We start from the raw sequence: 22,357 nt of genomic DNA, 5'->3' as shown, positions 1-22,357 counted from the left end.
ATCCCCTGTGGGAGCGGGCTTGCCCGCGATGGTCGTCAACGATAACGCAATCCGCCTGGCACTCCGCAGCGCCCTCAGGTTCATCGCGGGCAAGCCCGCTCCCACATTTTTGATCGGGTTGTTCCTGAGCTTTAGCGCCCACGCCTTTGATTTGCAGCAACTCAGCGACCAGCTCGCCAAACCCTCCGTCATCCACGGCACCTTCACCCAGGAAAAACACCTGCGCGCCCTGCCCCAACCCTTGGTCAGCAAAGGCACCTTCGTCCTCGCCAAAGACCACGGCCTGCTGTGGCTGCTGAAAACCCCGCTGCAACAGGACTACCGCATCAGCGTCCAAGGCATTGCCCGCCGCGACGCCAACGGCTGGCAATTGCTGCCCAACAAGAGCGCCGGCGCCGAGCAGAATCGCCTGTTCCTCGCCGTGCTCCAGGGCGACAGCAGCGGTTTGCAGCGTGACTTCGAACTGCAACTGCAAGGCGAAGCCAACGGCTGGAAGCTGACGCTGGTCCCGCGCTCGCTGTTGCTCAAACAAGTCTTCACCCAGATCAATATCGACGGCGGCGAGCTGGTACAGAAAATCGAACTGCTGGAAACCCAGGGCGACAGCACGGTATTGCGCATGCAGGACAGCACCGCCAGCCAACCGTTGAGCGAATCGGAGCAGCACGACTTTGCCCAGTGAGCGCCTGTTACCGCGCCTGTTCCTGATCCTGCTGGTGGCCGTGCTGGCCCTGGCGGGCTGGCAGTGGCGCCATGGTGCGCCGCTATCGGCGAACCTGATGGAGCTGGTGCCGGGTAACACGCCAGACGCCTTGGAGCAGCAAGCCGAACAGCGCATGCAGGAACCGCTGAACCGCGAAATGCTGGTGCTGGTCGGGCACACCGACCGCCAGCAAGCGGTAGCCGTGGCGCAGCAATTGGGCGAGCGCTGGCAGGCCAGCGGGTTGTTCGAAAAAGTGCAGTGGAACCTGCAAGCCGACTTGCCGGCACTGCGTGATCAACTGCTGCGCGGGCGCTTGGCAATGCTCTCGGCCAAGGACCGCGAGCAACTCATCGATCACCCTGACGCCTTCATCCAGCAGCGTGTGCAATCACTGTTCGACCCCTTCACCGGCTTCAGCCTGGTGCCGAGCCAGGACGACTGGTTGGGCCTCACCGGGCGCATTCAGAACAGCCAGCCGCAGCACGGCTCGGTGCAGCTGGATATCGGCAGCGGCGCGTTGATCGCCGACGCCGACGGCAAAAGCTGGGTGCTGCTACGCGCGCGCACCACCGGCAATGCCTTCGACATGAAACTGCCGCTGCAAGTGGCGGATTTGCTCAAGGCCAGCCGTGAACAGGCAAGCCTGCAAGGCGCGCAACTGCTCGCCGCCAGCGGTTTGCTCTACGCCGCCAATGGCCAGCAGCAAGCCACGCGGGAAATGACCTGGGTCGGCGGCGGCGCCACGCTGGGCATCCTGTTATTGCTGTTGCTCGCCTTCCGGCGCTGGCGCGTGCTGCTGGCCTTTGTGCCGGTGCTGGTGGGTATGTTGTTTGGCGCGGTGGCCTGTGTGGCGCTGTTCGGCCATATGCATGTGATGACCCTGGTGCTGGGTTCCAGCCTGATCGGCGTGGCCGTGGATTACCCGCTGCACTACCTGTCGAAAAGCTGGAGCCTGCAGCCGTGGCGCAGTTGGCCGGCCTTGCGCATCACCCTGCCGGGGTTGAGCCTGAGCCTGGCGACCAGTTGCATCGGCTACCTGGCGCTGGCCTGGACGCCGTTTCCGGCGCTGACGCAAATCGCGGTGTTCTCCGCCGCGGGTTTAGTCGGCGCCTATCTGTCCGCCGTGTGCCTGTTGCCCGCGCTGCTCAAGGGCGTTGAGCTGCGCCCGGCGCAATGGCCGCTGCGCATCGCCGAGTGCCTGTGGTTAGCGCGTGCTGCATTGCTCAAGCGCGTGCCGAGCCCGGTGCTGCTGGGATTGCTGTTGCTGTTTTGCGCCGGCGGCCTGTGGCACTTGAGCAGCAAAAACGATATTCGCCAATGGATCGGCGCGCCGCCGCAGTTGCTGCAAGAAGCCCAGGCCGTGGCGCGCATCACCGGCTTCCAGCCCACCAGCCAGTTCTTCCTGGTCCGCGCCGACAACCAGCAACAGCTGCTGGAGCGTCAGGCCGCACTGGGCCAGCGTCTGGATCAACTGGTGAACATGAACAAGCTGCAAGGCTATCTGGCGCTGAATCAGTTGGTCAGCCTGCCCGCCGAGCAACAGCAACTGCGTGATGCGTTGAACAAACTGCCGCAGTTCTGGCAACCGCTGCTGGACCTCGGCGTACCCGCCAGCGCTCTGCAGGCCGAAGTGGCGCAACTGCAAGCGCTGCCCACCGAAGACATCGACGCGGCGCTGGTCGGCCCGCTCGCCGAACCCTGGCGCACGCTGTGGCTGGGCCCGGTGGACGGCGGCGTGGCGGCGATGGTCAGCCTGCAAGGCTTGAACAACCCGGCGCTGCTGCGGGTGCAGGCACTGGATTTGCCCGGCGTGCAATTGGTCGATCGCCTTGGCGATTTGAACCGGGTGTTCGCCGACACGCAGATCAGCGCGGCGGAATTGAAGTTGATGTCGTGCGTATTGATCGTGCTGTTGCTGATCCTGCCGTTCGGTGTCGGCGGCGCGTTGCGCATCGTCGCCCTGCCGCTGCTCGCCGCGCTGTGCAGTTTGGCAAGCCTCGGTTGGCTGGGCCAGCCACTCACGCTGTTCAGCCTGTTCGGCCTGCTGCTGGTCACGGCGATCAGCGTGGATTACGCGATATTGATGCGCGAGCAAATCGGCGGCCCCGCCGTCAGCCTTTTAGGGACGCTGCTGGCAGCGCTGACGACCTGGTTGTCGTTTGGCCTGCTGGCGGTGTCGAGTACACCGGCCGTGAGCAATTTCGGCCTGTCGGTCAGCCTGGGCCTGGCTTTCAGCTTTATGCTGGCGCCCTGGGCCGGGCAACAGAAGCACGCCTTATGAATGTGATTATCGCCAAAGTGGCAAGGAGCCCTCGTGCCCATAGTTGAAATGGAACGTCGCCAGGTAGTCGTGATCGGTGCCGGACCATCCGGCGCCATCGCGGCCGCGCTGTTAAAGCGCAACGGGCATGATGTATTGATTATCGAGCGCGAGCATTTCCCACGTTTCTCGATTGGCGAAAGCCTGCTGTCGCACTGCATCGATTTTATCGAAGAAGCCGGCATGCTCGACGCCGTGCAGGCCGCCGGTTTCCAGGTGAAAACCGGCGCGGCATTCGCCTGGGGCGAGCGCTACAGCGCGTTTGATTTCGGTGACACGTTCAGCAATGGCAAGCCGACCACCTTCCAGGTGCAGCGCGGCGAGTTCGACAAATTGCTGGCCGATCAGGCCACGTTGCAAGGCGTGGAAATTCGCTACGGCGAGACCATCGTCGGCGTGGACTTCGGCGGCGAAAGCCGTTACCTGCACGTGCGCCGCAAGAACGGCAGCGAATACCACCTCAAAGCCAAATTCGTACTCGACGCCAGCGGTTACGGCCGGGTATTGCCACGCTTGCTGGACCTGGACGTACCATCGAACTTCCCGGTGCGCCAGGCGGTGTTCACTCATGTTGAAGATCACATCGAAGACCCGGGGTTCGACCGCACTAAAATCCTCGTCACCACTCACCCGACGAAGCGCGATATCTGGTTCTGGACCATCCCGTTCAGCAACGGGCGCTGCTCGGTGGGCGTGGTCGCGGCCAAAGAACATTTCGACGGCCGCGACGCAGACCTCGATGCCTGCCTGCGCGGGTTTATCGCGCAAACCCCAAGCCTGTCTCGCGTGCTGCAAAACGCCGTATGGGATACGCCGGCGCGCACCATCGGCGGCTACGCGGCAAACGTCAAAACCCTGCACGGTCCGGGCTTTGCGTTGCTGGGCAACGCCGCGGAATTTCTCGACCCGGTGTTCTCTTCTGGCGTGACCATCGCCATGCGTTCGGCAAGCATGGCGGCCGCCGTGCTGCATCGTCAGCTCAAGGGCGAAACCGTGGACTGGCAAACCGAGTTTGCCGAACCGCTGAAGCGTGGCGTCGATACCTTCCGCTGCTACGTCGAGGGCTGGTACGCGGGCACGTTCCAGGATGTGATTTTCCATCCGGGCAGCTCGCCGGAGATCCGCCGCATGATCAGTTCGATCCTCGCTGGTTACGCGTGGGATGAGCGCAACCCGTTTGTGAGTGAACCCAAACGACGGTTAAGGATGTTGTCGGAAATTTGTGCAGGGGATGCAGCGTGAGCACTCAGTATTTAAGCAAAAACTACGTCGAAGAAACCCGCTTCGGTTTCTGGTTCCTGCGCAGCCACACCTGGCAGCACCACGTGTTGCGCGTGGCAATCAACGACCTGCGCAGCTTGTTTACTGATCCGCTGCCGACGGCGCCGGTACTGCTGGACGCTGGCTGCGGCCAGGGCAAATCGTTCCAGTATTTGCAGCAGGTGTTCGCCCCCGCGCGCCTGATCGGCCTCGACGCCGACCCTCACAGCCTGACACTGAGCAAAGCCGAAGCCGCGCGCCAGGGCCTGGCCATCGAGCTGATCGGCAGCGACTGCGCCACCCTCGACGTGCCCGACGCCAGCGTCGATATCCTGTTCTGCCACCAGACGTTTCACCATCTGGTTGAACAGCATCGCGCGCTCAAGGAGTTCTACCGCGTGCTCAAACCGGGCGGCTATTTGCTGTTTGCCGAATCCACCGAAGCCTATATCGACACCTGGGTGATTCGCTGGCTGTTCCGCCACCCGATGCACGTGCAGAAAAGTGCCGAGGAGTATCTGGAGATGCTCCGCGAGCAGGGCTTTGAGTTTGGCCCGCAGAACGTCTCGTACCCGTATTTGTGGTGGAGCCGTTCCAGCGATTTCGGCCTGCTGGAGCGCTGGGGCCTGCGCAACCCGCCGCCAGTGGGCCAGCGCGAAGAAACCCTGGTGAACTGCGTGGCCCGTAAACCTTTGACGAGCGCCGCGCCATGATCCGCTTGCTGCTGATCGGTTGCCTGTTGCTGCTGAGCGCCTGCGCCAGCGGGCCACCGCTGCCCGAAAAAACCCCGAACCTGGCCCTGCCGCTGCAGCTGCATATACAGCGACGCGCAGACGGCCAGAGCCAGGACTGGCTGCTGGTGATCCAGCGCGAAGGCGGCGGCATTCGCTGGTCGATGATGGACCCGCTGGGCATTCCCCAAGCCAGGCAGAAGCTGGTCAACGGCCAGTGGCAAGCCGACGGCTTGTTGCCGCCCAACCCCCAGGCAAGGGAGCTGTTTGCCGCACTGCTGTTTGCCCTGACCTCGGCGGATGACGTACCCACGTTGTATCCGAGTGCCCAGGCCAGGGACCTGACGCGCACGCTGCCGGGGCATTGGCAGATCGTGTATCAGTCCTCCGAAGTGTTCAGCGTGAACATGACCGGGCAGCCGTTGAGCTACCGCATCACACCGCTTGGGGCCACACGATGACGGCTTACCTGAATGCGCTCGGCGTGATTTGCGCCCTCGGCCGGGGCCAGGCCGAGGTCAGCCGCAGCCTGTTTGCCGGCGATTGCTCCGGCATGCGCGCAGAAAGTGGCTGGGTGCCGGAACGCGTAGTGCCGGTGGCCGGCGTGCACGGCGAGCTGGCGGCGATGCCCTTGGCGTTGAGCTCGCAAAGCAGCCGCAACAACCAGTTGCTGCTGGAAGCCGCGTTGCAGATTGAAGATGAGCTGCGCCAGGCAATTCATACCTACGGCGCATCACGGGTGGGGGTTGTGCTGGGCACCAGCACGTCAGGCATCGATGAAGCCAGCCGGGGCATTGCGCATTACCTGCGCGACCAGCAGTTCCCGGCAGACTACAACTACCAGCAACAGGAGCTCAGCGCCCCGGCGAACTTCCTCGCCGACTGGCTGCAACTGAGCGGCCCGGCCTATGTGATTTCCACCGCCTGCACCTCCAGCGCCCGTGCGCTGATGAGTGCCCAGCGTCTGCTCGACTTGGGCGTGTGCGATGCCGTGATCTGTGGCGGTGTGGACAGCCTGTGCAAGCTCACCCTCAACGGGTTTACCTCGCTGGAAGCGGTGTCGAACGAGCGCTGCAACCCGTTTTCGGTGAACCGCAATGGCATCAACATCGGTGAAGCGGCGGTGCTGTTTCTGATGACCCGAACACCTGCGCCGATTGCCTTGCTGGGCAGCGGCGCCAGCTGCGATGCACACCATATCTCCGCGCCGGAGCCCACGGGCAAAGGGGCGTTGCTGGCGATGCGCAAAGCATTGGCCAGCGCCAAACTTGCGCCCGAGCAGATCGGCTACCTGAACCTGCACGGCACCGCCACGCAACACAACGACGCCATGGAAAGCCTCGCCGTCGCGGACCTGTTTCCCCACGGCGTGGCCTGCTCGTCGACCAAGCCCATGAGCGGCCACACCCTCGGCGCCGCCGGTGCGCTGGAAGCGGCGTTCTGCTGGTTGAGCCTGACCCACGGCCTGGTGCCGCCCCATGTGTGGGACGGTGAAGCCGACCCAGCGCTGCCGACTCTGCAATGGGCACAGGCCGCGGACACCTTGAAAAAAACCTGCCTGATGAGCAACTCGTTTGCCTTCGGCGGCAATAACGTCAGCCTGATTATTGGAGAGGCCCCATGATCCCTTGGCCACTCGCCGAACTCCTGCCCCACGCGGGCGACATGATCCTGATTGATCAGGTGCTGTCGTTTGATGAAGAGCGGGTTCATACCCGCACCCTCGTCAAGCCCGGCGGCCTGTTCAACCGCGCCGACGGCAGCCTGCCGGCGTGGGTCGGCATCGAGCTGATGGCGCAAACCGTCGCTGCCTACGCCGGTTGCCGCGCACGCCAGAAAGGCGAAGCCGTGGAGCTGGGTTTCCTGTTGGGCACACGCAAGTTCGAGTGCAACGTGGACCACTTCCCGGCCGGTACCGAACTGACTATCCACGGCCTGCGCTCCCTGGAAGACGACAACGGCATGGGTGTGTTCGAATGCCACCTGACTGGCGACGGTATCCAGGCCAGCGCGCGCTTGAATGTATTTCGACCGCCGCAGGCGGCCAACTATTTAGATGAATCGAAGGACGAAACGCCATGACTGAATCCGTACTGGTCACCGGCTCCAGCCGTGGCATCGGCCGCGCCATTGCCCTGCGCCTGGCCCAGGCCGGGCATGACATCGTGCTGCATTGCCGCAGTGGGCGTGCCGAAGCGGACGCGGTGCAGGTCGAGATCGAGGCTTTGGGCCGCAAGGCGCGAGTGCTGCAATTCGACGTGGCGGATCGCGCAGTGTGCAAGCAAATCCTGGAAGCCGATGTGGAGCAGCATGGCGCCTACTACGGCGTGGTGCTCAACGCGGGGTTGACCCGTGACGGCGCGTTCCCGGCCTTGTCGGAAGATGATTGGGACGTGGTGATGCGCACCAACCTCGACGGTTTCTACAACGTGCTGCACCCGGTGATGATGCCGATGATTCGCCGCCGCGCTGCCGGGCGCATCGTCTGTATCACGTCGGTTTCCGGGTTGATCGGCAACCGTGGGCAGGTCAATTACAGCGCCTCGAAAGCCGGTTTGATCGGCGCCGCCAAGGCGCTGGCCATTGAGCTGGGCAAGCGCAAGATCACCGTCAACTGCGTCGCGCCGGGCTTGATCGACACCGCCATGCTCGATGAAAACGTGCCGGTGGAAGAACTGATGAAGATGATCCCCGCGCAACGCATGGGCACCCCGGAAGAAGTCGCCGGGGCAGTGAGTTTCCTGATGTCGGCCGAAGCGGGCTATATCACCCGCCAGGTATTGGCCGTGAACGGGGGCCTGTGCTGATGAAACGTGTCGTCGTCACCGGCATGGCCGGCATGACCTCCCTGGGCAGCGACTGGGAAACCATCGCCGCCAACTTTCGCGCCAACCGCAGCGGCATTCGGCGCATGGACGAATGGGACCGCTTTACCGAATTGAACACGCGCCTGGCCGGGCCGATCGATGATTTCGTGGTGCCCGCACACTGGACGCGCAAGCAATTGCGCAGCATGGGCCGCGTCTCGCGCCTGGCGGTGTGGGCGGCGGAGCAGGCGTTGCGGGACGCCGGCTTGCTCGGCGATGAGTCGATCAAGGACGGGCGCATGGGCGTGGCCTGTGGCTCGTCCACCGGCAGCACCGACGAGATCAAGGCGTTCGGCAACATGTTGCTGAACTCGGTGGCCGAGGGGCTGAATGCCAACTCCTATGTGCGCATGATGCCGCACACCACGGCGGCGAATATCAGCATCTTTTTTGGCCTTACCGGGCGGCTGATCCCGACGTCCAGCGCCTGCACCAGCGGCAGCCAGGGTATCGGCTACGCCTACGAGGCCATCAAGTTCGGCCGCCTGCCGTTGATGCTTGCCGGCGGCGCCGAAGAGCTGTGCCCCACCGAAGCCATGGTGTTTGACGCGCTCTACGCCACCAGCCTGAAAAACGACGCGCCGCAAACCAGCCCACGCCCCTACGATAGCGGCCGCGACGGCCTGGTGATCGGCGAAGGCGGCGGCATGCTGGTGCTTGAAGAACTCGAACATGCGCTGGCACGCGGTGCGCACATCCACGCCGAGCTGGTCGGTTTTGGCAGCAACGCCGACGGCCAGCACACCACTCGCCCGGAGCAGAAAACCATGCGCCGCGCGATGGAACTGGCCCTGGAAGACGCCGGGCTTGAGCCTTCTGCCATCGGCTACGTGAATGGTCACGGCACCGCCACCGACCAGGGCGATATCGCCGAAACCCTGGCGACCAGCAGCCTGTTCGGCAGCCGCATGCCGATCAGCTCGCAGAAAAGCTTCCTCGGCCACACCCTGGGTGCATGCGGCGCACTGGAGTCGTGGTTCAGCATCGAAATGATGAACCGCGACAGCTACGTGCACACCTTCAACCTTGATTCAGTCGACCCGCAGTGCGGCGAGCTGGATTACCTGCAAGGCGGCTTTCGCGAGATGCACCACGACTACGTGATGAACAACAATTTTGCGTTTGGCGGCGTCAACACGTCGCTGATCTTCCGCCGCTGGTCCTGAATTTTTAATCGATTGGAGAAAACGGAATGTCTTCCTTGCTACGCGCCACCCTGATCACCCTGGCCCTGCTGACCACCGCCGGGTGCACCAACAAACCGGTGCTCAACACCCAGCACGAGCTGGCGGCAAACACTCAGGCCAGCGAAGAAACAATGAAGCAGGTGATCGTCACCGCCCTGCAAAAACGCGAGTGGAGCGTGCAGCGCCTGAGCCCGCAACTGGTGCAGGCGGAAATCACCGTGCGCGGCCAGTTCTATGCGGCCATCGACATCCGCTACACCCGCAACAGCTACGCCATCACCTACCGCGACAGCCGCGACCTGGGCTACAAGGACGGCAAGATCCATCGTAATTACAACCGTTGGGTGAGTATGCTGGATCGGGATATTTTGGCGGCACTGCGCAGTAATGGCTCGGCGGCGCAGAACTGAAGCGCGGCCTCTGTGGCGAGCGGGCTTGCCCCGCGTTGGGCTGCGAAACAGCCCCAGAATCCTTACATCGTAAACGGTCTGGAAGAACGCAGAGATCCTGTTAGGGCTGCTGCGCAGCCCAACGCGGGGCAAGCCCGCTCGCCACAACAAGCCCGCTCGCTACCAACAACTCCACAAACGCCTGCGCCATCGGCGTTTGCGCGCCCTTGCGCTGCACCAGCCACACCGACGTCACCGCCTCCTGATCGAGCAAGGTGCGGTACGCCACGCCATCGATGCGGATGCGCTGGTAAGACGCCGGTAGCACCGACACGCCCAAGCCCGCCGCCACCAAACCGATGATGGTCATCGCCTCCCCGGCTTCCTGGGCGAAGCGCGGGCTGAAGCCGGCGTCGCGGGCCAGGTTGATCAATTGGGCATAGAGGCCACTGCCGTAGGTGCGCGGGAAAAATACAAACGGCTCATCAGCCAGTTGCGCCAGGTGCAGACCGCGTTCGGTGCCCTCGACCAAAGGGTGCCCTGCGTTCAATACGGCAACCAAGGGTTCGCGCATCAGCTCAATAACACTCAGCGAATCCGGCAAGGGTAAGGGGCGAATCAACCCCACCTGGATCGACTCATTTACCAGCGACTCCGCCACTTCGGTGCTGCTCATTTCCTGCAAATTCAGGTGAACTGCCGGAAAGGCCTGGCGAAAGGCAAAAATCGCTTTGGGAATGCTCGCATTGAACGGCGCCGAGGACGTGAAGCCGATCTTCAATTCGCCCAACTCTCCCAATTGCGCCCGCCGCGCGACATCTGCCGCCTTGTCGACTTGAGCCAATACCAATCGCGCCTCATTGAGGAACAGCCGCCCCGCCTCACTCAGCTCAACCCGACGATTGGTCCGCTCAAATAACCGCGCGCCCACTTCCTGCTCCAGCGCCTGAATCTGCTGGCTCAGCGGCGGTTGCGAGATGCCCAGCACCTGCGCGGCACGGCCAAAATGCAGTTCTTCGGCAACGGCGATGAAGTACCGCAAGTGACGTAATTCCATGCAAACCTCATTAGGTCGTAAAACCTATCAAACAGGTCGAACAATATATTGGAAAGAATCATTAGCCAGCTATATTCTTTTTTGCAGTGCCAGTCCTGGCCGGCTTTCCTCCCCGAGGTCCCCGTGAAATCTGCTGTCGCGCCATTTGCTCAAGACGTCCCGCCCACCGCTTTGGATGAGGTAGTGGCCCAGCTCAATGACGAGTACATCGAAAAAGGCACGCCAATGTTCATGCGCACGGTGCTGGCGCTGTTCTCCGGCGGTTTTGCCACCTTTGCCTTGTTGTATTGCGTGCAGCCGATGATGCCCGCGCTGTCCCAAGAGTTTTCCATCAATGCGGCACAGAGCAGCCTGATTTTGTCGGTCGCCACGGCGATGCTGGCGCTGGGCTTGCTGGTCACCGGGCCGATCTCCGACCGCCTGGGGCGCAAGCCGGTGATGGTCGCCGCGCTGTTCTGTGCGGCGCTCGCAACCATCGCCAGCGGCTTGATGCCAACGTGGGAAGGCATCCTGTTGATGCGTGCGCTGGTGGGCCTGTCGTTGAGCGGGCTGGCCGCTGTAGCGATGACTTACCTGAGCGAAGAGATCCACCCGCAACACATCGGCCTGGCCATGGGCCTCTACATCGGCGGCAACGCAATCGGCGGCATGAGCGGGCGCTTGATCATCGGCGTGTTGATCGACTTTGTGAGCTGGCACACCGCAATGCTGATCATCGGCGCCCTGGCCTTGATCGCGGCCACGGTGTTCTGGAAAGTCCTGCCCGAATCGCGCAACTTCCGCACCTCGAGCCTCAATCCGCGCAACCTGTTAAACGGCTTTGTCATGCACTTCAAGGACGCGGGCTTGCCGTGGTTATTCCTCGAAGCTTTCCTGTTGATGGGCGCGTTCGTCACGATGTTCAACTACATCGGCTATCGCCTGCTGGCCGAACCTTACGGGCTTAGCCAGGCGGTGGTGGGTCTGCTCTCGCTGGTGTACCTCACCGGAATCTACAGTTCAGCCAAGATCGGCTCACTGGCCGACCGCCTCGGCCGTCGGCGCGTGTTGTGGGGCACCATAGTGCTGATGCTGGCCGGCATGAGCCTGACCCTGTTCACACCGCTGTGGCTGGTGGTGCCGGGCATGCTGATCTTCACCTTTGGTTTCTTCGGCGCCCATTCGGTGGCGAGTAGCTGGATCGGCCGCCGCGCAGTGAAGGCCAAGGGGCAGGCGTCTTCGCTGTACCTGTTCTGCTATTACGTGGGGTCGAGTATTGCGGGGACGGCGGGCGGGTTCTTCTGGCACTTTGCGGGCTGGAACGGGATTGGGGCGTTTATCCTCGCGCTGCTGATCGGCGCGTTGCTGGTGGCGTTGAAGCTGGCGAAGTTGGCGCCGCTGGGGAATGTGCAGGCCTGAGCCTTTCTGGCTTTGAATGTGGGAGCTGGCTTGCCTGCGATGGCTGTAGTGAATTCACTATTGTCATCGCAGGCAAGCCAGCTCCCACATTTTGTTTTGTGTTCATCCATGAAAAAGCCCGGCGTCTGCCGGGCTTTTTTAATTACTCGTGATACTGCGCCGACAGCTCGTGCACTGCCTGCAGGAACGCACCCGCATGCTCCGGGTTCACTTCCGGGGTGATGCCATGGCCGAGGTTGAACACGTGCCCGGTGCCTTTGCCGTAGCTGGCGAGGATGCGGCCGACTTCGGTGCGGATCGCTTCCGGCTTGGCGTACAGCACGGTCGGGTCCATGTTGCCTTGCAGCGCGACGCGGTTGCCCACGCGCTGGCGGGCTTCACCCAGGTCGCAGGTCCAGTCCAGGCCCAGTGCGTCGGCGCCAGCGTCGGCGATGCTTTCCAGCCACAGGCCACCGCCCTTGGTGAACATGATGACCGGCACTTTGCGGCCTTCGTATTCGCGGATCAGGCCGCTGACGATTTTGCGCATGTAGGCCAGGGAGAATTCCTGATACGCCGCCGCCGACAGGTTGCCGCCCCAGGTATCGAAGATCTGCACCGCTTGCGCACCGGCCATGATCTGGCCGTTGAGGTAGGACGTGACCGACTGCGCCAGCTTGTCGAGCAGCAGGTGCATGGCCTGCGGGTTGTCGTAGAGCATGGCCTTGGTCTTGCGGAAGTCTTTCGACGAGCCGCCTTCGACCATGTAAGTGGCCAGGGTCCATGGGCTGCCGGAGAAGCCGATCAGCGGCACGCGACCGTTGAGCTCGCGGCGGATGGTGCTGACGGCGTCCATCACGTAGCCCAGGTCCTTGTGCGGATCCGGGATCGGCAGGGCTTCGATATCGGCCAAAGTGCTGACGACTTTCTTGAAACGCGGGCCTTCGCCGGTTTCAAAATACAGGCCTTGGCCCATGGCGTCAGGGATGGTGAGGATGTCGGAGAAGAGGATGGCCGCATCCAGTTGTGGATAGCGGTCCAGCGGCTGCATCGTGACTTCGCAGGCGAACTCCGGGTTCATGCACAGGCTCATGAAGTCGCCGGCGTTGGCGCGACTGGCGCGGTATTCCGGCAGGTAGCGACCGGCCTGGCGCATCATCCACACGGGGGTGACGTCCACGGGTTGCTTGAGCAGGGCACGAAGGAAACGGTCGTTCTTGAGGGCAGTCATGTCGGCATCCGCAAAAAAAGTGCGGGCATTTTCTCAGAGCGCGACGCAAAAGGCACGGAATGCGCCGTGCCTTTTGTCTATCGGGTCAATTTGTCGCGGTGTCTTGCGGTATGAGCAACACCACCAAACCCAATGCGGAATGGGGTTTGTGTGGGAGCTGGCTTGCCTGCGATGGCGGTGGTGAATTCACCGCCGCCATCGCAGGCAAGCCCGCTCCCACACTTTGATCCCATTTCAATCAGGGATTCGGGTCAGACCTGCAGGTAATCCAGGATCCCTTCGGCGGCATTGCGACCTTCGAAGATTGCCGTCACCACCAAGTCAGAACCGCGCACCATGTCGCCACCGGCGAAGATTTTCGGGTTGCTGGTCTGGTGTTTGTACTGGCCTTGTTCCGGGGCCACAACGCGGCCCTGGCTGTCGGTCTGGATTTCAAACTGCTCGAACCACGGCGCCGGGCTTGGGCGGAAACCGAAGGCGATCACCACGGCATCCGCCGGGATGATTTCTTCGGAGCCCGGAATCGGCTCAGGGCTGCGACGGCCACGGGCATCCGGCTCGCCGAGACGGGTCTCGACCACTTTCACGCCTTCAACGCGGTCTTCACCGACGATGGCGATCGGCTGGCGGTTGTAGAGGAATCGCACGCCTTCTTCCTTGGCGTTCTTCACCTCTTTGCGCGAGCCCGGCATGTTGGCTTCGTCACGACGATACGCGCAGGTCACCGACTTGGCGCCCTGGCGAATCGAAGTACGGTTGCAGTCCATCGCGGTATCGCCACCGCCGAGAACCACGACCTTCTTGCCCTTCATGTCGACGAAATCTTCCGGCGACTTTTCAAAGCCCAGGTTGCGATTCACGTTGGCGATCAGGAAGTCCAAGGCGTCATAAACGCCCGGCAGGTCCTCGCCGGCAAAGCCGCCCTTCATGTAGGTGTAGGTGCCCATGCCCATGAACACGGCGTCGTATTCGGCGAGCAGTTGCTCCATGGTGATGTCTTTGCCGATTTCGGTATTGAGACGGAACTCGATACCCATGCCGGTGAACACTTCACGACGGTTGCTCAGGACGGTTTTTTCGAGCTTGAACTCGGGGATGCCGAAGGTCAGCAGGCCGCCGATTTCCGGGTTCTTGTCGAACACCACCGGGGTCACGCCGCCACGCACCAGCACATCGGCGCAGCCCAGGCCAGCAGGGCCGGCGCCGATGATGGCGACGCGCTTGCCGGTCGGCTTGACCTTGGACATGTCCGGGCGCCAGCCCATGGCGAACGCGGTGTCGGTGATGTACTTCTCCACCGAACCGATGGTCACCGCGCCAAAGCCGTCGTTAAGGGTGCACGCGCCCTCGCACAGACGGTCCTGCGGGCACACCCGGCCGCAGACTTCAGGCAGGGTGTTGGTCTGGTGCGACAGCTCGGCAGCGGCGAGGATGTTGCCCTCGGCCACCAATTTCAGCCAGTTGGGAATGAAGTTGTGCACCGGGCACTTCCATTCGCAATACGGGTTACCGCACCCCAGGCAGCGGTGGGCCTGGTCGGCCGAGTGCTGGGGTTTGAAGGGTTCGTAGATTTCCACGAACTCTTTCTTGCGTTGACGCAACAGTTTCTTCTTCGGATCTTTGCGCCCGACATCGATGAACTGGAAGTCGTTATTCAGACGTTCAGCCATGTTAAAACCTCATCAAACTGTTCAGGCGCATATCACTGCGGATTGGCACGGATGCTGGAAAGCAACGATTTCAGGTTGGCAGCCTTGGGCTTGACCAGCCAGAAACGGCGCAGGTAATCGTCGAGGTTTTCAGCGAGGTTACGACCCCATTCGCTGTCTGTTTCCTCAACGTACTCGTCCAGCACGTGCTGCAAGTGGTTCCGGTAGGATTCCATGGCTTCGCCGCTGATCCGCTGGATCTCGACCAACTCGTGGTTGACCTTGTCGACGAAGGTGTTGTCCTGGTCGAGCACGTAGGCGAAACCGCCGGTCATGCCCGAACCGAAGTTGTAACCGGTCTTGCCCAATACCGCGACAAAGCCGCCGGTCATGTACTCGCAGCAGTGATCGCCAGTGCCTTCCACCACGGTGTGAGCACCGGAGTTACGCACGGCGAAACGCTCACCGGCAGTACCGGCGGCGAACAGCTTGCCACCGGTGGCGCCGTACAAGCAGGTGTTGCCGATGATGGCACTGTCCTGGGTCTTGTACACGCTGCCTTTAGGCGGAACGATCACCAGCTTGCCGCCGGTCATGCCCTTGCCCACGTAGTCGTTGGCGTCGCCTTCGAGGTACATGTGCAGGCCGCCGGCGTTCCACACGCCAAAGCTCTGGCCTGCCGTGCCTTTAAAGCGGAAGGTGATTGGCGCTTTCGCCATGCCCTGGTTGCCGTGCTTGCGCGCGATTTCGCCGGAGATGCGTGCGCCGATGGAACGGTCGCAGTTGCAGATATCCAGGGCGAATTCGCCACCGCTGGCGTCGTTGATCGAGGAGGAGGCCATCTCGACCATCTTCTCGGCCAGCAGGCCTTTGTCGAACGGCGGGTTGCGGTCCACCTGGCAGAATTGTGGCTTGTCTGCCGGGATGTGATCGCTGCCGAGCAGCGGCGTCAGGTCCAGGTGCTGTTGCTTGGCGGTCTGGCCTTCGAGGATGTCGAGCAGGTCGGTACGGCCGATCAGCTCTTCCAGCGAACGCACGCCCAGCTTGGCCAGCCACTCACGGGTCTCTTCGGCGACGTAGGTGAAGAAATTCACCACCATGTCGACGGTGCCGATGTAGTGATCCTTACGCAGCTTCTCGTTCTGAGTCGCGACACCGGTGGCACAGTTGTTCAGGTGGCAGATGCGCAGGTATTTGCAGCCCAGGGCGATCATTGGCGCAGTGCCGAAGCCGAAGCTTTCGGCGCCGAGGATCGCGGCCTTGATCACGTCGAGGCCGGTTTTCAGGCCGCCGTCGGTTTGTACCCGAACCTTGCCGCGCAGGTCGTTGCCACGCAGGGTCTGGTGGGTCTCGGCCAGGCCGAGTTCCCACGGTGCGCCCGCGTACTTGATCGAGGTCAGCGGCGAAGCGCCGGTGCCGCCGTCGTAGCCGGAGATGGTGATCAGGTCGGCATAGGCCTTGGCCACGCCAGCGGCGATGGTGCCCACGCCGGCTTCTGCGACCAGTTTCACCGAGACCAGCGCCTGCGGGTTGACTTGTTTCAAGTCGAAAATCAGCTGCGACAAGTCTTCAATCGAATAGATGTCGTGGTGCGGCGGTGGCGAAATCAGCGTCACGCCCGGCACTGCGTAACGCAGCTTGGCGATCAAACCGTTGACCTTGCCGCCTGGCAGTTGGCCGCCTTCACCGGGCTTGGCGCCCTGGGCGACTTTGATCTGCAGCACTTCGGCGTTGACCAGGTATTCCGGGGTTACACCGAAACGGCCAGTCGCGACCTGCTTGATTTTCGAGCTCTTGATGGTGCCGTAGCGCGCCGGGTCTTCGCCGCCTTCGCCGGAGTTGGAACGCGCACCCAGGCGGTTCATGGCTTCGGCCAGGGCTTCGTGCGCCTCAGGCGACAAGGCGCCGAGGGAAATACCGGCGGAGTCGAAGCGCTTGAGGATCGATTCCAGCGGCTCGATTTCGCTGATGGCCAGCGGTGTGTCCAGAGTCTTCACCTTGAACAGGTCGCGGATCATCGACACCGGTCGGTTATCCACCAGCGCGGTGTATTCCTTGAACTTGGCGTAGTCGCCCTGCTGCACTGCGGCTTGCAGGGTGTTGACCACGTCCGGGTTGTACGCGTGGTATTCGCCACCGTGCACGAACTTCAGCAGGCCGCCTTGCTGGATCGGCTTGCGCGCGCTCCAGGCTTCGGCCGCCAAGGCTTTCTGCTCGGCTTCGATGTCGACAAAACGCGCGCCCTTGATGCGGCTTGGCACGCCACGGAAGCTCATCTCGCAGACTTCTTCGGACAGGCCAATGGCCTCGAACAGTTGCGCGCCACGGTAAGAGGTAACGGTGGAGATGCCCATCTTCGACAGGATCTTCAGCAGGCCCTTGGTGATGCCTTTGCGGTAGTTCTTGAACACCTCATAGAGGTCGCCCAGCACTTCACCGGTACGGATCAGGTCGCCCAGTACTTCGTACGCGAGGAACGGGTACACCGCCGAGGCGCCGAAGCCGATCAACACCGCAAAGTGGTGCGGGTCGCGGGCGGTGGCGGTTTCGACGAGGATGTTGGAGTCGCAACGCAGGCCTTTTTCGGTCAGGCGGTGGTGCACGGCACCGGTCGCCAAGGATGCGTGGATCGGCAGCTTGCCGGGCGCGATGTGACGGTCGGTCAATACGATCTGAGTACGACCGGCGCGCACGGCTTCTTCGGCCTGGTCGGCGACGTTGCGCACAGCGGCTTCAAGGCCGAGGCTCTCGTCGTAGTTCAGGTCGATGATCTGGCGGTCGAAGCCCGGGCGATCCAGGGTCATCAACGAGCGCCACTTGGCCGGCGACACCACAGGCGAGCTGAGGATGACGCGGGAAGCGTGCTCCGGCGATTCCTGGAAGATGTTGCGCTCGGCACCGAGGCACACTTCCAGCGACATCACGATGGCTTCGCGCAGCGGGTCGATTGGTGGGTTGGTCACCTGGGCGAACTGCTGGCGGAAATAGTCGTACGGCGTGCGCACGCGCTGGGACAGCACGGCCATTGGCGTGTCATCGCCCATGGAGCCGACGGCCTCGTAGCCTTGCTCGCCGAGCGGACGCAGCACCTGGTCGCGCTCTTCGAACGTGACTTGGTACATCTTCATGTACTGCTTGAGCTGGTCGACGTCGTAGAACGCCGAACCGTGGTCGTTGTCTTCCATGGTCGCCTGGATGCGCAGGGCGTTCTTGCGCAGCCATTGCTTGTACGGGTGACGCGACTTCAAGCGGTTGTCGATCGCGTCGGTGTCGAGGATCTGCCCGGTTTCGGTGTCCACAGCCAGGATCTGGCCAGGACCTACGCGGCCTTTGGCGATGACGTCTTCGGGCTTGTAGTCCCACACGCCGATTTCCGAGGCGAGGGTGATGAAACCGTTGGTGGTGGTCACCCAACGCGCCGGGCGCAGACCGTTACGGTCGAGCAGGCACACGGCGTAGCGGCCGTCGGTCATTACGACGCCGGCCGGGCCGTCCCACGGTTCCATGTGCATCGAGTTGTACTCGTAGAATGCACGCAGGTCCGGGTCCATGGTTTCGACGTTCTGCCACGCTGGCGGAATGATCATGCGCACGCCACGGAACAGGTCGATGCCGCCGGTGACCATCAGCTCAAGCATGTTGTCCATGCTGGAAGAGTCGGAACCCACGCGGTTAACCAGCGGGCCGAGCTCTTCCAGGTCCATCAAATCGTTGGCGAACTTGGTGCGACGGGCCACGGCCCAGTTGCGGTTGCCGGTGATGGTGTTGATCTCGCCGTTGTGGGCGAGGAAGCGGAATGGCTGAGCCAGCGGCCATTTCGGCAGGGTATTGGTGGAGAAGCGCTGGTGGAACACGCAGATGGCGGTTTGCAGGCGCTCGTCTTTCAGGTCTGGATAGAAGGCGGTCAAATCCGCCGGCATCATCAGGCCTTTATAAATGATGGTCTTGTGCGAAAAGCTGCAGATGTAGTGGTCGGTGTCGGCGGCATTGGCCACGGACGAGCGACGACGCGAGGTGAACAGCTTGATCGCCATGTCCTGGTCGCTCAGGCCATCGCCTGCGATGAACACTTGTTCGATCTGCGGCAGGCGCTCCAGGGCCAGGCGGCCGAGTACGCTGGTGTCGATCGGCACTTTGCGCCAGCCGACCAGTTGCAAGCCGGCAGCGACGATTTCGCGGTTCATGTTTTCGCGAGCCGCTTCGGCCTTAACCGGGTCCTGGTTAAAGAACACCATGCCCACAGCGTATTGCTTGGGCAGATCGGCCGCGAAATGCTCTTTGGCGACAGCGCGCAGGAACTGGTCGGGCTTTTGAATCAGCAAGCCACAACCGTCACCGGTCTTGCCATCGGCGTTGATCCCACCGCGGTGGGTCATGCAGGTCAGGGCCTCGATGGCCGTTTGCAAAAGGGTATGACTGGGCTCGCCCTGCATGTGGGCTATCAGGCCGAAACCGCAGTTATCCTTGAATTCATCGGGTTGGTACAGACCTGCTTTCATAGACACTTTCTCACCAGGCTGCCTCTTATGACGAGGCAAATTTCTTTTCAATTCAACCGGTTACCTTCCACGCCGAACGTACGCCGGCTTAGCGGGGGCAAAAGGGAGGTCATTGTACACACCGACACAGGCGCTCACAAATTTAGCGACGAAATGTCGCAAATCTATGTCGCATTTATGAAAGGTTTAAAGCGATATGCTGTGCTAGTCAAAACTTTTTTAGTTCGGACCGCTACGACTCAAAGGCTACTGTGATGCAGACACCACAAAGCGCGCGGCCTTGAGGGCAGCACGCACTTGCGGATTTTTTTGAGGTGCCGGGAGAGGCGGCCTGGGTAAGGCCGCCGAATCTTCAGCGAGTTGTTGCGAGTTCTTGTTGAACGCTGGCAACAGTGCGAGGCCAAGGTTTACCAGCCTGAACCTTCGCTGGCAAGGCTTTGATCGCGGAATCGGCTGCGGCACGGCTTGGGAAGCTGCCGTAAGTGATCACGAAGAGAGGCTTGCCGTTGAGCACTTTCTTGAAATAACGGTACTCGCCGCCCTGCTCTTTCACGAACGCCTGGGCATTGGCTTCGGAGCTGGTGCCGAGGATCTGCACCACAAAGTGGCCGGCCGGCTGGCTGGTGTACCAGCTGCTGCCGGTAGCGCCGGCTTTGGCGACGGTGGCCGCTGCTGGCTTTTCAACCGGTTTGGCGGCTGGAGCAGGCTTGGCTACCGGCGCAGGTGCGACAGGTTTGGCGACAGGTGCTGGCTTGGCGGTAGCAACGGTCGGCGCCGGGGTCGGCTTGGCAACCGGAGCCGGTTGGCCGGCCGGAACACCTGCCGGCGGCGCGGTGGTGGTCACGGTCGGCGGTGTGGCGCTGGAGCCTTCCACCGGCACGCCGTCGTCGCCTTCGGAGATGCCACCGGCTTCTTCGGCAAGCGGGCCGCGCATCACAGGCTGGCCGACCATCGGCAGGTTGGTCGGTTGGCCGGAGTTGGCAAATTCGACGTTTGGCGTGGGCTTGCCCAGTGGCAACTGCGCCTGTTCGGTTGGGGCACCGGCAGTCGTCGGTGCCTTGCTGCGACCCGGGATCAACCAGGCGGCGGCGACAGCAACCACGACAACGGCGGAAATCGCCAATACGTGCTTCTTAGGCATAGTAAACCCCATCTTTGGACGCTTCACCGCAGAGCGGCTGGCGATCATGGCTTCGATCAAGGCATCGCGGGCAACCTGGTTGATGGTGCCAGGCCAGCCGCCTGCGCTTTCGTGAATATCAGAGATCTGATTTGCAGTGAAAAGTTCGATACCGGCGCCCGCGCCTTCGAGGCGTTGAGCCAGGTATTCGCGGGTTTCTTCCTCTTCGTACGGCTGCAATTCGATGACGTGAAACAGCTCCTGCTCGCCGCTGATCTGCTCCAGATCGGCGATCAGCGAAGACTCACCAAACAGGAACACATGCGGGCGACCTTCCGGCGTACCTGCGGCGAGCGCCAGCAGCGCCTCCAGAGCGGATTCGTCGAGCTGCTCGGCGTCATCCACCAGCAGGTAGACTTCCTGGCCGGTCAGGCCCAGTTGCACCACTTGCTTGAGGATCGCGTTCGGCTCGGCGGTGGCCACGTTCAGGGCCTGGGCAACCTGGCGCAACACGCCTGCCGCATCACCGGCGCCACGGGCCGAAACCACCACGCTCTGCACCGATTGCTTGTTGGTGCTGGCAACCAGCGCCTGACGCAGCAAGGTCTTGCCGCTGCCCAATGGGCCGGTTACCACCAGCAACAGCTGGCTGTAGCGCGCCAAATGGTGCAACTGGCCAAGCACCGGCTTGCGCTGGGCAGGGAAAAATTTGAAGCCGGGCACCCGTGGAGCAAAAGGGTCGTGGCTTAACTGGTAATGGCCGAGGAACGCCTCGTCGGCATGCAAACTAGTCATCGGGATCTTATTAACCTTTAAGCTGGGCCAGGGCGCGGTAATCCGCTCCCAGCGTGGCCTGTAAAATCTCTTTCGGATAATCGTCGGTCACTACCGCTTCGCCGATGTGGCGCAGCAGCACCAGTCGCAGGCGACCGTCGATCACTTTCTTGTCTATTGCCATATGTTCGAGGAAATCCGCCTCGGTCATCTCCTGCGGCGGTATGACCGGCAACCCGGCGCGCTGGAACAGGCGAATGCCGCGATCCCGCTCCTGGGCGCTGATCCAGCCCAAGCGCTGCGACATCTCCAATGCCATCACAGTGCCAGCCGCTACAGCCTCCCCATGCAACCACACACCATAGCCCATGTGCGTTTCGATCGCATGGCCGAAGGTGTGACCCAGGTTCAGCGTGGCGCGCACGCCGGACTCCCGCTCGTCGGCATTCACCACCAGCGCCTTAGCGGCGCAGGAGCGGGAAATCGCTTCAGTCAGCGCCACCTGGTCGAGGCCGCGCAGGGCATCTACATGTTCTTCAAGCCAGCTTAGAAACGGCTCATCGCAGATCAGCCCATACTTGATGACTTCTGCCAGGCCCGCCGACAGCTCGCGCGGCGGCAGGGTATTGAGGGTGGCGGTGTCGATCAGCACGGCTTGCGGCTGATAGAACGCACCGACCATGTTCTTGCCCAACGGGTGGTTGATGCCGGTTTTGCCGCCCACCGATGAATCGACCTGGGACAACAAGGTGGTGGGCACCTGGATAAAGTCCACGCCACGCTGGTAGCAGGCGGCCGCAAAGCCGGCCATGTCGCCGATCACACCGCCGCCCAAGGCGATCACGGTGGTGCGGCGGTCATGGCGCGCGGTCAGCAGGCCGTCAAAGATCAGTTGCAGGGTTTCCCAGTTCTTGTGGGCCTCGCCATCCGGCAGGATCACCGAAATCACCGAGTACGCCGCCAGGCTGCGGCTCAGACGCTCAAGATACAGCGGCGCGACCGTTTCGTTGGAGATGATCGCCACTTGCCGCCCGGCAATGTGCGGTGCGAGCAACTCGGGCTGGTCCAACAAACCTTCGCCAATATGGATTGGGTAGCTGCGCTCGCCTAGATCGACCTTAAGTGTCTGCATGTGTCCCCGCGTGAAGATATATTTACGATCGGCAACGCTCGGATCTGACGTCGCCTGATGG

At 62.2% G+C, this 22,357-nt stretch carries 17 protein-coding genes; 11 read left to right on the top strand and 6 right to left on the bottom strand.

Features of this window, described 5'->3' with window-relative positions; genetic code table 11:
* Positions 1-28 precede the first annotated feature (28 nt).
* Genes BFW87_RS13700 through BFW87_RS13655 form a run of 10 tightly spaced genes read left to right on the top strand, consistent with a single transcriptional unit; the run spans position 29 to position 9,478 of the window.
* A complete protein-coding gene (locus BFW87_RS13700; protein WP_078740323.1) occupies positions 29-682 on the top strand; it encodes an outer membrane lipoprotein carrier protein LolA in 654 nt (217 codons plus the stop codon).
* Positions 672-2,984, top strand: a complete 2,313-nt coding sequence (locus tag BFW87_RS13695) for an MMPL family transporter (RefSeq protein ID WP_078740322.1) — start codon at positions 672-674, stop codon at positions 2,982-2,984. The genes BFW87_RS13700 and BFW87_RS13695 overlap by 11 nt, the downstream gene beginning before the upstream one ends.
* A gap of 33 nt (positions 2,985-3,017) precedes the next feature.
* Positions 3,018-4,265: an NAD(P)/FAD-dependent oxidoreductase gene (locus BFW87_RS13690; protein ID WP_078740321.1), complete on the top strand. Its 1,248-nt coding sequence runs from the start codon at positions 3,018-3,020 to the stop codon at positions 4,263-4,265.
* Positions 4,262-4,996 carry a class I SAM-dependent methyltransferase gene (locus BFW87_RS13685; RefSeq protein WP_078740320.1) on the top strand — a complete coding sequence of 245 codons (735 nt, stop codon included), beginning with the start codon at positions 4,262-4,264 and terminating at the stop codon, positions 4,994-4,996. Before BFW87_RS13690 ends, BFW87_RS13685 begins: the two co-directional genes overlap by 4 nt.
* Positions 4,993-5,475 carry a hypothetical protein gene (locus BFW87_RS13680; protein WP_078740319.1) on the top strand — a complete coding sequence of 161 codons (483 nt, stop codon included), beginning with the start codon at positions 4,993-4,995 and terminating at the stop codon, positions 5,473-5,475. Before BFW87_RS13685 ends, BFW87_RS13680 begins: the two co-directional genes overlap by 4 nt.
* Complete coding sequence (locus BFW87_RS13675) at positions 5,472-6,638, top strand: beta-ketoacyl-[acyl-carrier-protein] synthase family protein (protein ID WP_078740318.1); 1,167 nt, start codon at positions 5,472-5,474, stop codon at positions 6,636-6,638. Before BFW87_RS13680 ends, BFW87_RS13675 begins: the two co-directional genes overlap by 4 nt.
* Positions 6,635-7,096 (top strand): ApeP family dehydratase, encoded by a 462-nt coding sequence (locus BFW87_RS13670; RefSeq protein ID WP_078740317.1) that lies wholly within the window; start codon positions 6,635-6,637, stop codon positions 7,094-7,096. Before BFW87_RS13675 ends, BFW87_RS13670 begins: the two co-directional genes overlap by 4 nt.
* Complete coding sequence (gene fabG, locus BFW87_RS13665; RefSeq protein WP_078740316.1) at positions 7,093-7,821, top strand: 3-oxoacyl-ACP reductase FabG; 729 nt, start codon at positions 7,093-7,095, stop codon at positions 7,819-7,821. Before BFW87_RS13670 ends, fabG begins: the two co-directional genes overlap by 4 nt.
* Positions 7,821-9,047 carry a beta-ketoacyl-ACP synthase gene (locus BFW87_RS13660; RefSeq protein WP_078740315.1) on the top strand — a complete coding sequence of 409 codons (1,227 nt, stop codon included), beginning with the start codon at positions 7,821-7,823 and terminating at the stop codon, positions 9,045-9,047. Before fabG ends, BFW87_RS13660 begins: the two co-directional genes overlap by 1 nt.
* 26 nt (positions 9,048-9,073) lie before the next feature.
* The gene (locus BFW87_RS13655; protein WP_078740314.1) at positions 9,074-9,478 is read left to right on the top strand and encodes a hypothetical protein; all 405 of its coding nucleotides are present in this window, start codon (positions 9,074-9,076) and stop codon (positions 9,476-9,478) included.
* Between the two features lie 100 nt (positions 9,479-9,578).
* Here the strand turns inward: BFW87_RS13655 and BFW87_RS13650 are convergent, their stop codons facing one another.
* Positions 9,579-10,514, bottom strand: coding sequence for a LysR family transcriptional regulator (locus BFW87_RS13650; RefSeq protein WP_078740313.1), 936 nt, complete (start codon positions 10,512-10,514; stop codon positions 9,579-9,581).
* Positions 10,515-10,685: 171 nt separating this feature from the next.
* Between BFW87_RS13650 and BFW87_RS13645 the strand changes: the two genes are divergently transcribed.
* Positions 10,686-11,912, top strand: a complete 1,227-nt coding sequence (locus BFW87_RS13645) for an MFS transporter (protein ID WP_439848382.1) — start codon at positions 10,686-10,688, stop codon at positions 11,910-11,912.
* A 142-nt stretch (positions 11,913-12,054) separates the two neighbouring features.
* On the opposite strand, the gene hemE is transcribed toward BFW87_RS13645, so the two are convergent.
* The 5 genes from hemE to aroB all read right to left on the bottom strand — a co-directional run bounded on the left by hemE (position 12,055) and on the right by aroB (position 22,296).
* A complete protein-coding gene (gene hemE, locus BFW87_RS13640) occupies positions 12,055-13,122 on the bottom strand; it encodes a uroporphyrinogen decarboxylase (RefSeq protein WP_078740311.1) in 1,068 nt (355 codons plus the stop codon).
* A 251-nt stretch (positions 13,123-13,373) separates the two neighbouring features.
* A complete protein-coding gene (locus BFW87_RS13635; protein WP_071482670.1) occupies positions 13,374-14,792 on the bottom strand; it encodes an FAD-dependent oxidoreductase in 1,419 nt (472 codons plus the stop codon).
* A gap of 32 nt (positions 14,793-14,824) precedes the next feature.
* Positions 14,825-19,270 (bottom strand): glutamate synthase large subunit, encoded by a 4,446-nt coding sequence (gene gltB, locus BFW87_RS13630; RefSeq protein ID WP_078740310.1) that lies wholly within the window; start codon positions 19,268-19,270, stop codon positions 14,825-14,827.
* Between the two features lie 352 nt (positions 19,271-19,622).
* Entirely contained in the window at positions 19,623-21,185 is a 1,563-nt protein-coding gene (locus BFW87_RS13620) for an SPOR domain-containing protein (RefSeq protein ID WP_078740309.1), read from the bottom strand.
* 10 nt (positions 21,186-21,195) lie between these two features.
* Positions 21,196-22,296, bottom strand: a complete 1,101-nt coding sequence (gene aroB / locus BFW87_RS13615) for a 3-dehydroquinate synthase (protein ID WP_078740308.1) — start codon at positions 22,294-22,296, stop codon at positions 21,196-21,198.
* Between the last annotated feature and the right edge of the window lie 61 nt (positions 22,297-22,357).

The sequence above is a fragment of the Pseudomonas fluorescens genome (assembly GCF_002022275.1).
Lineage (GTDB): Bacteria > Pseudomonadota > Gammaproteobacteria > Pseudomonadales > Pseudomonadaceae > Aquipseudomonas > Aquipseudomonas fluorescens_AJ.
This window is presented reverse-complemented; position numbering and strand designations above follow the sequence as displayed.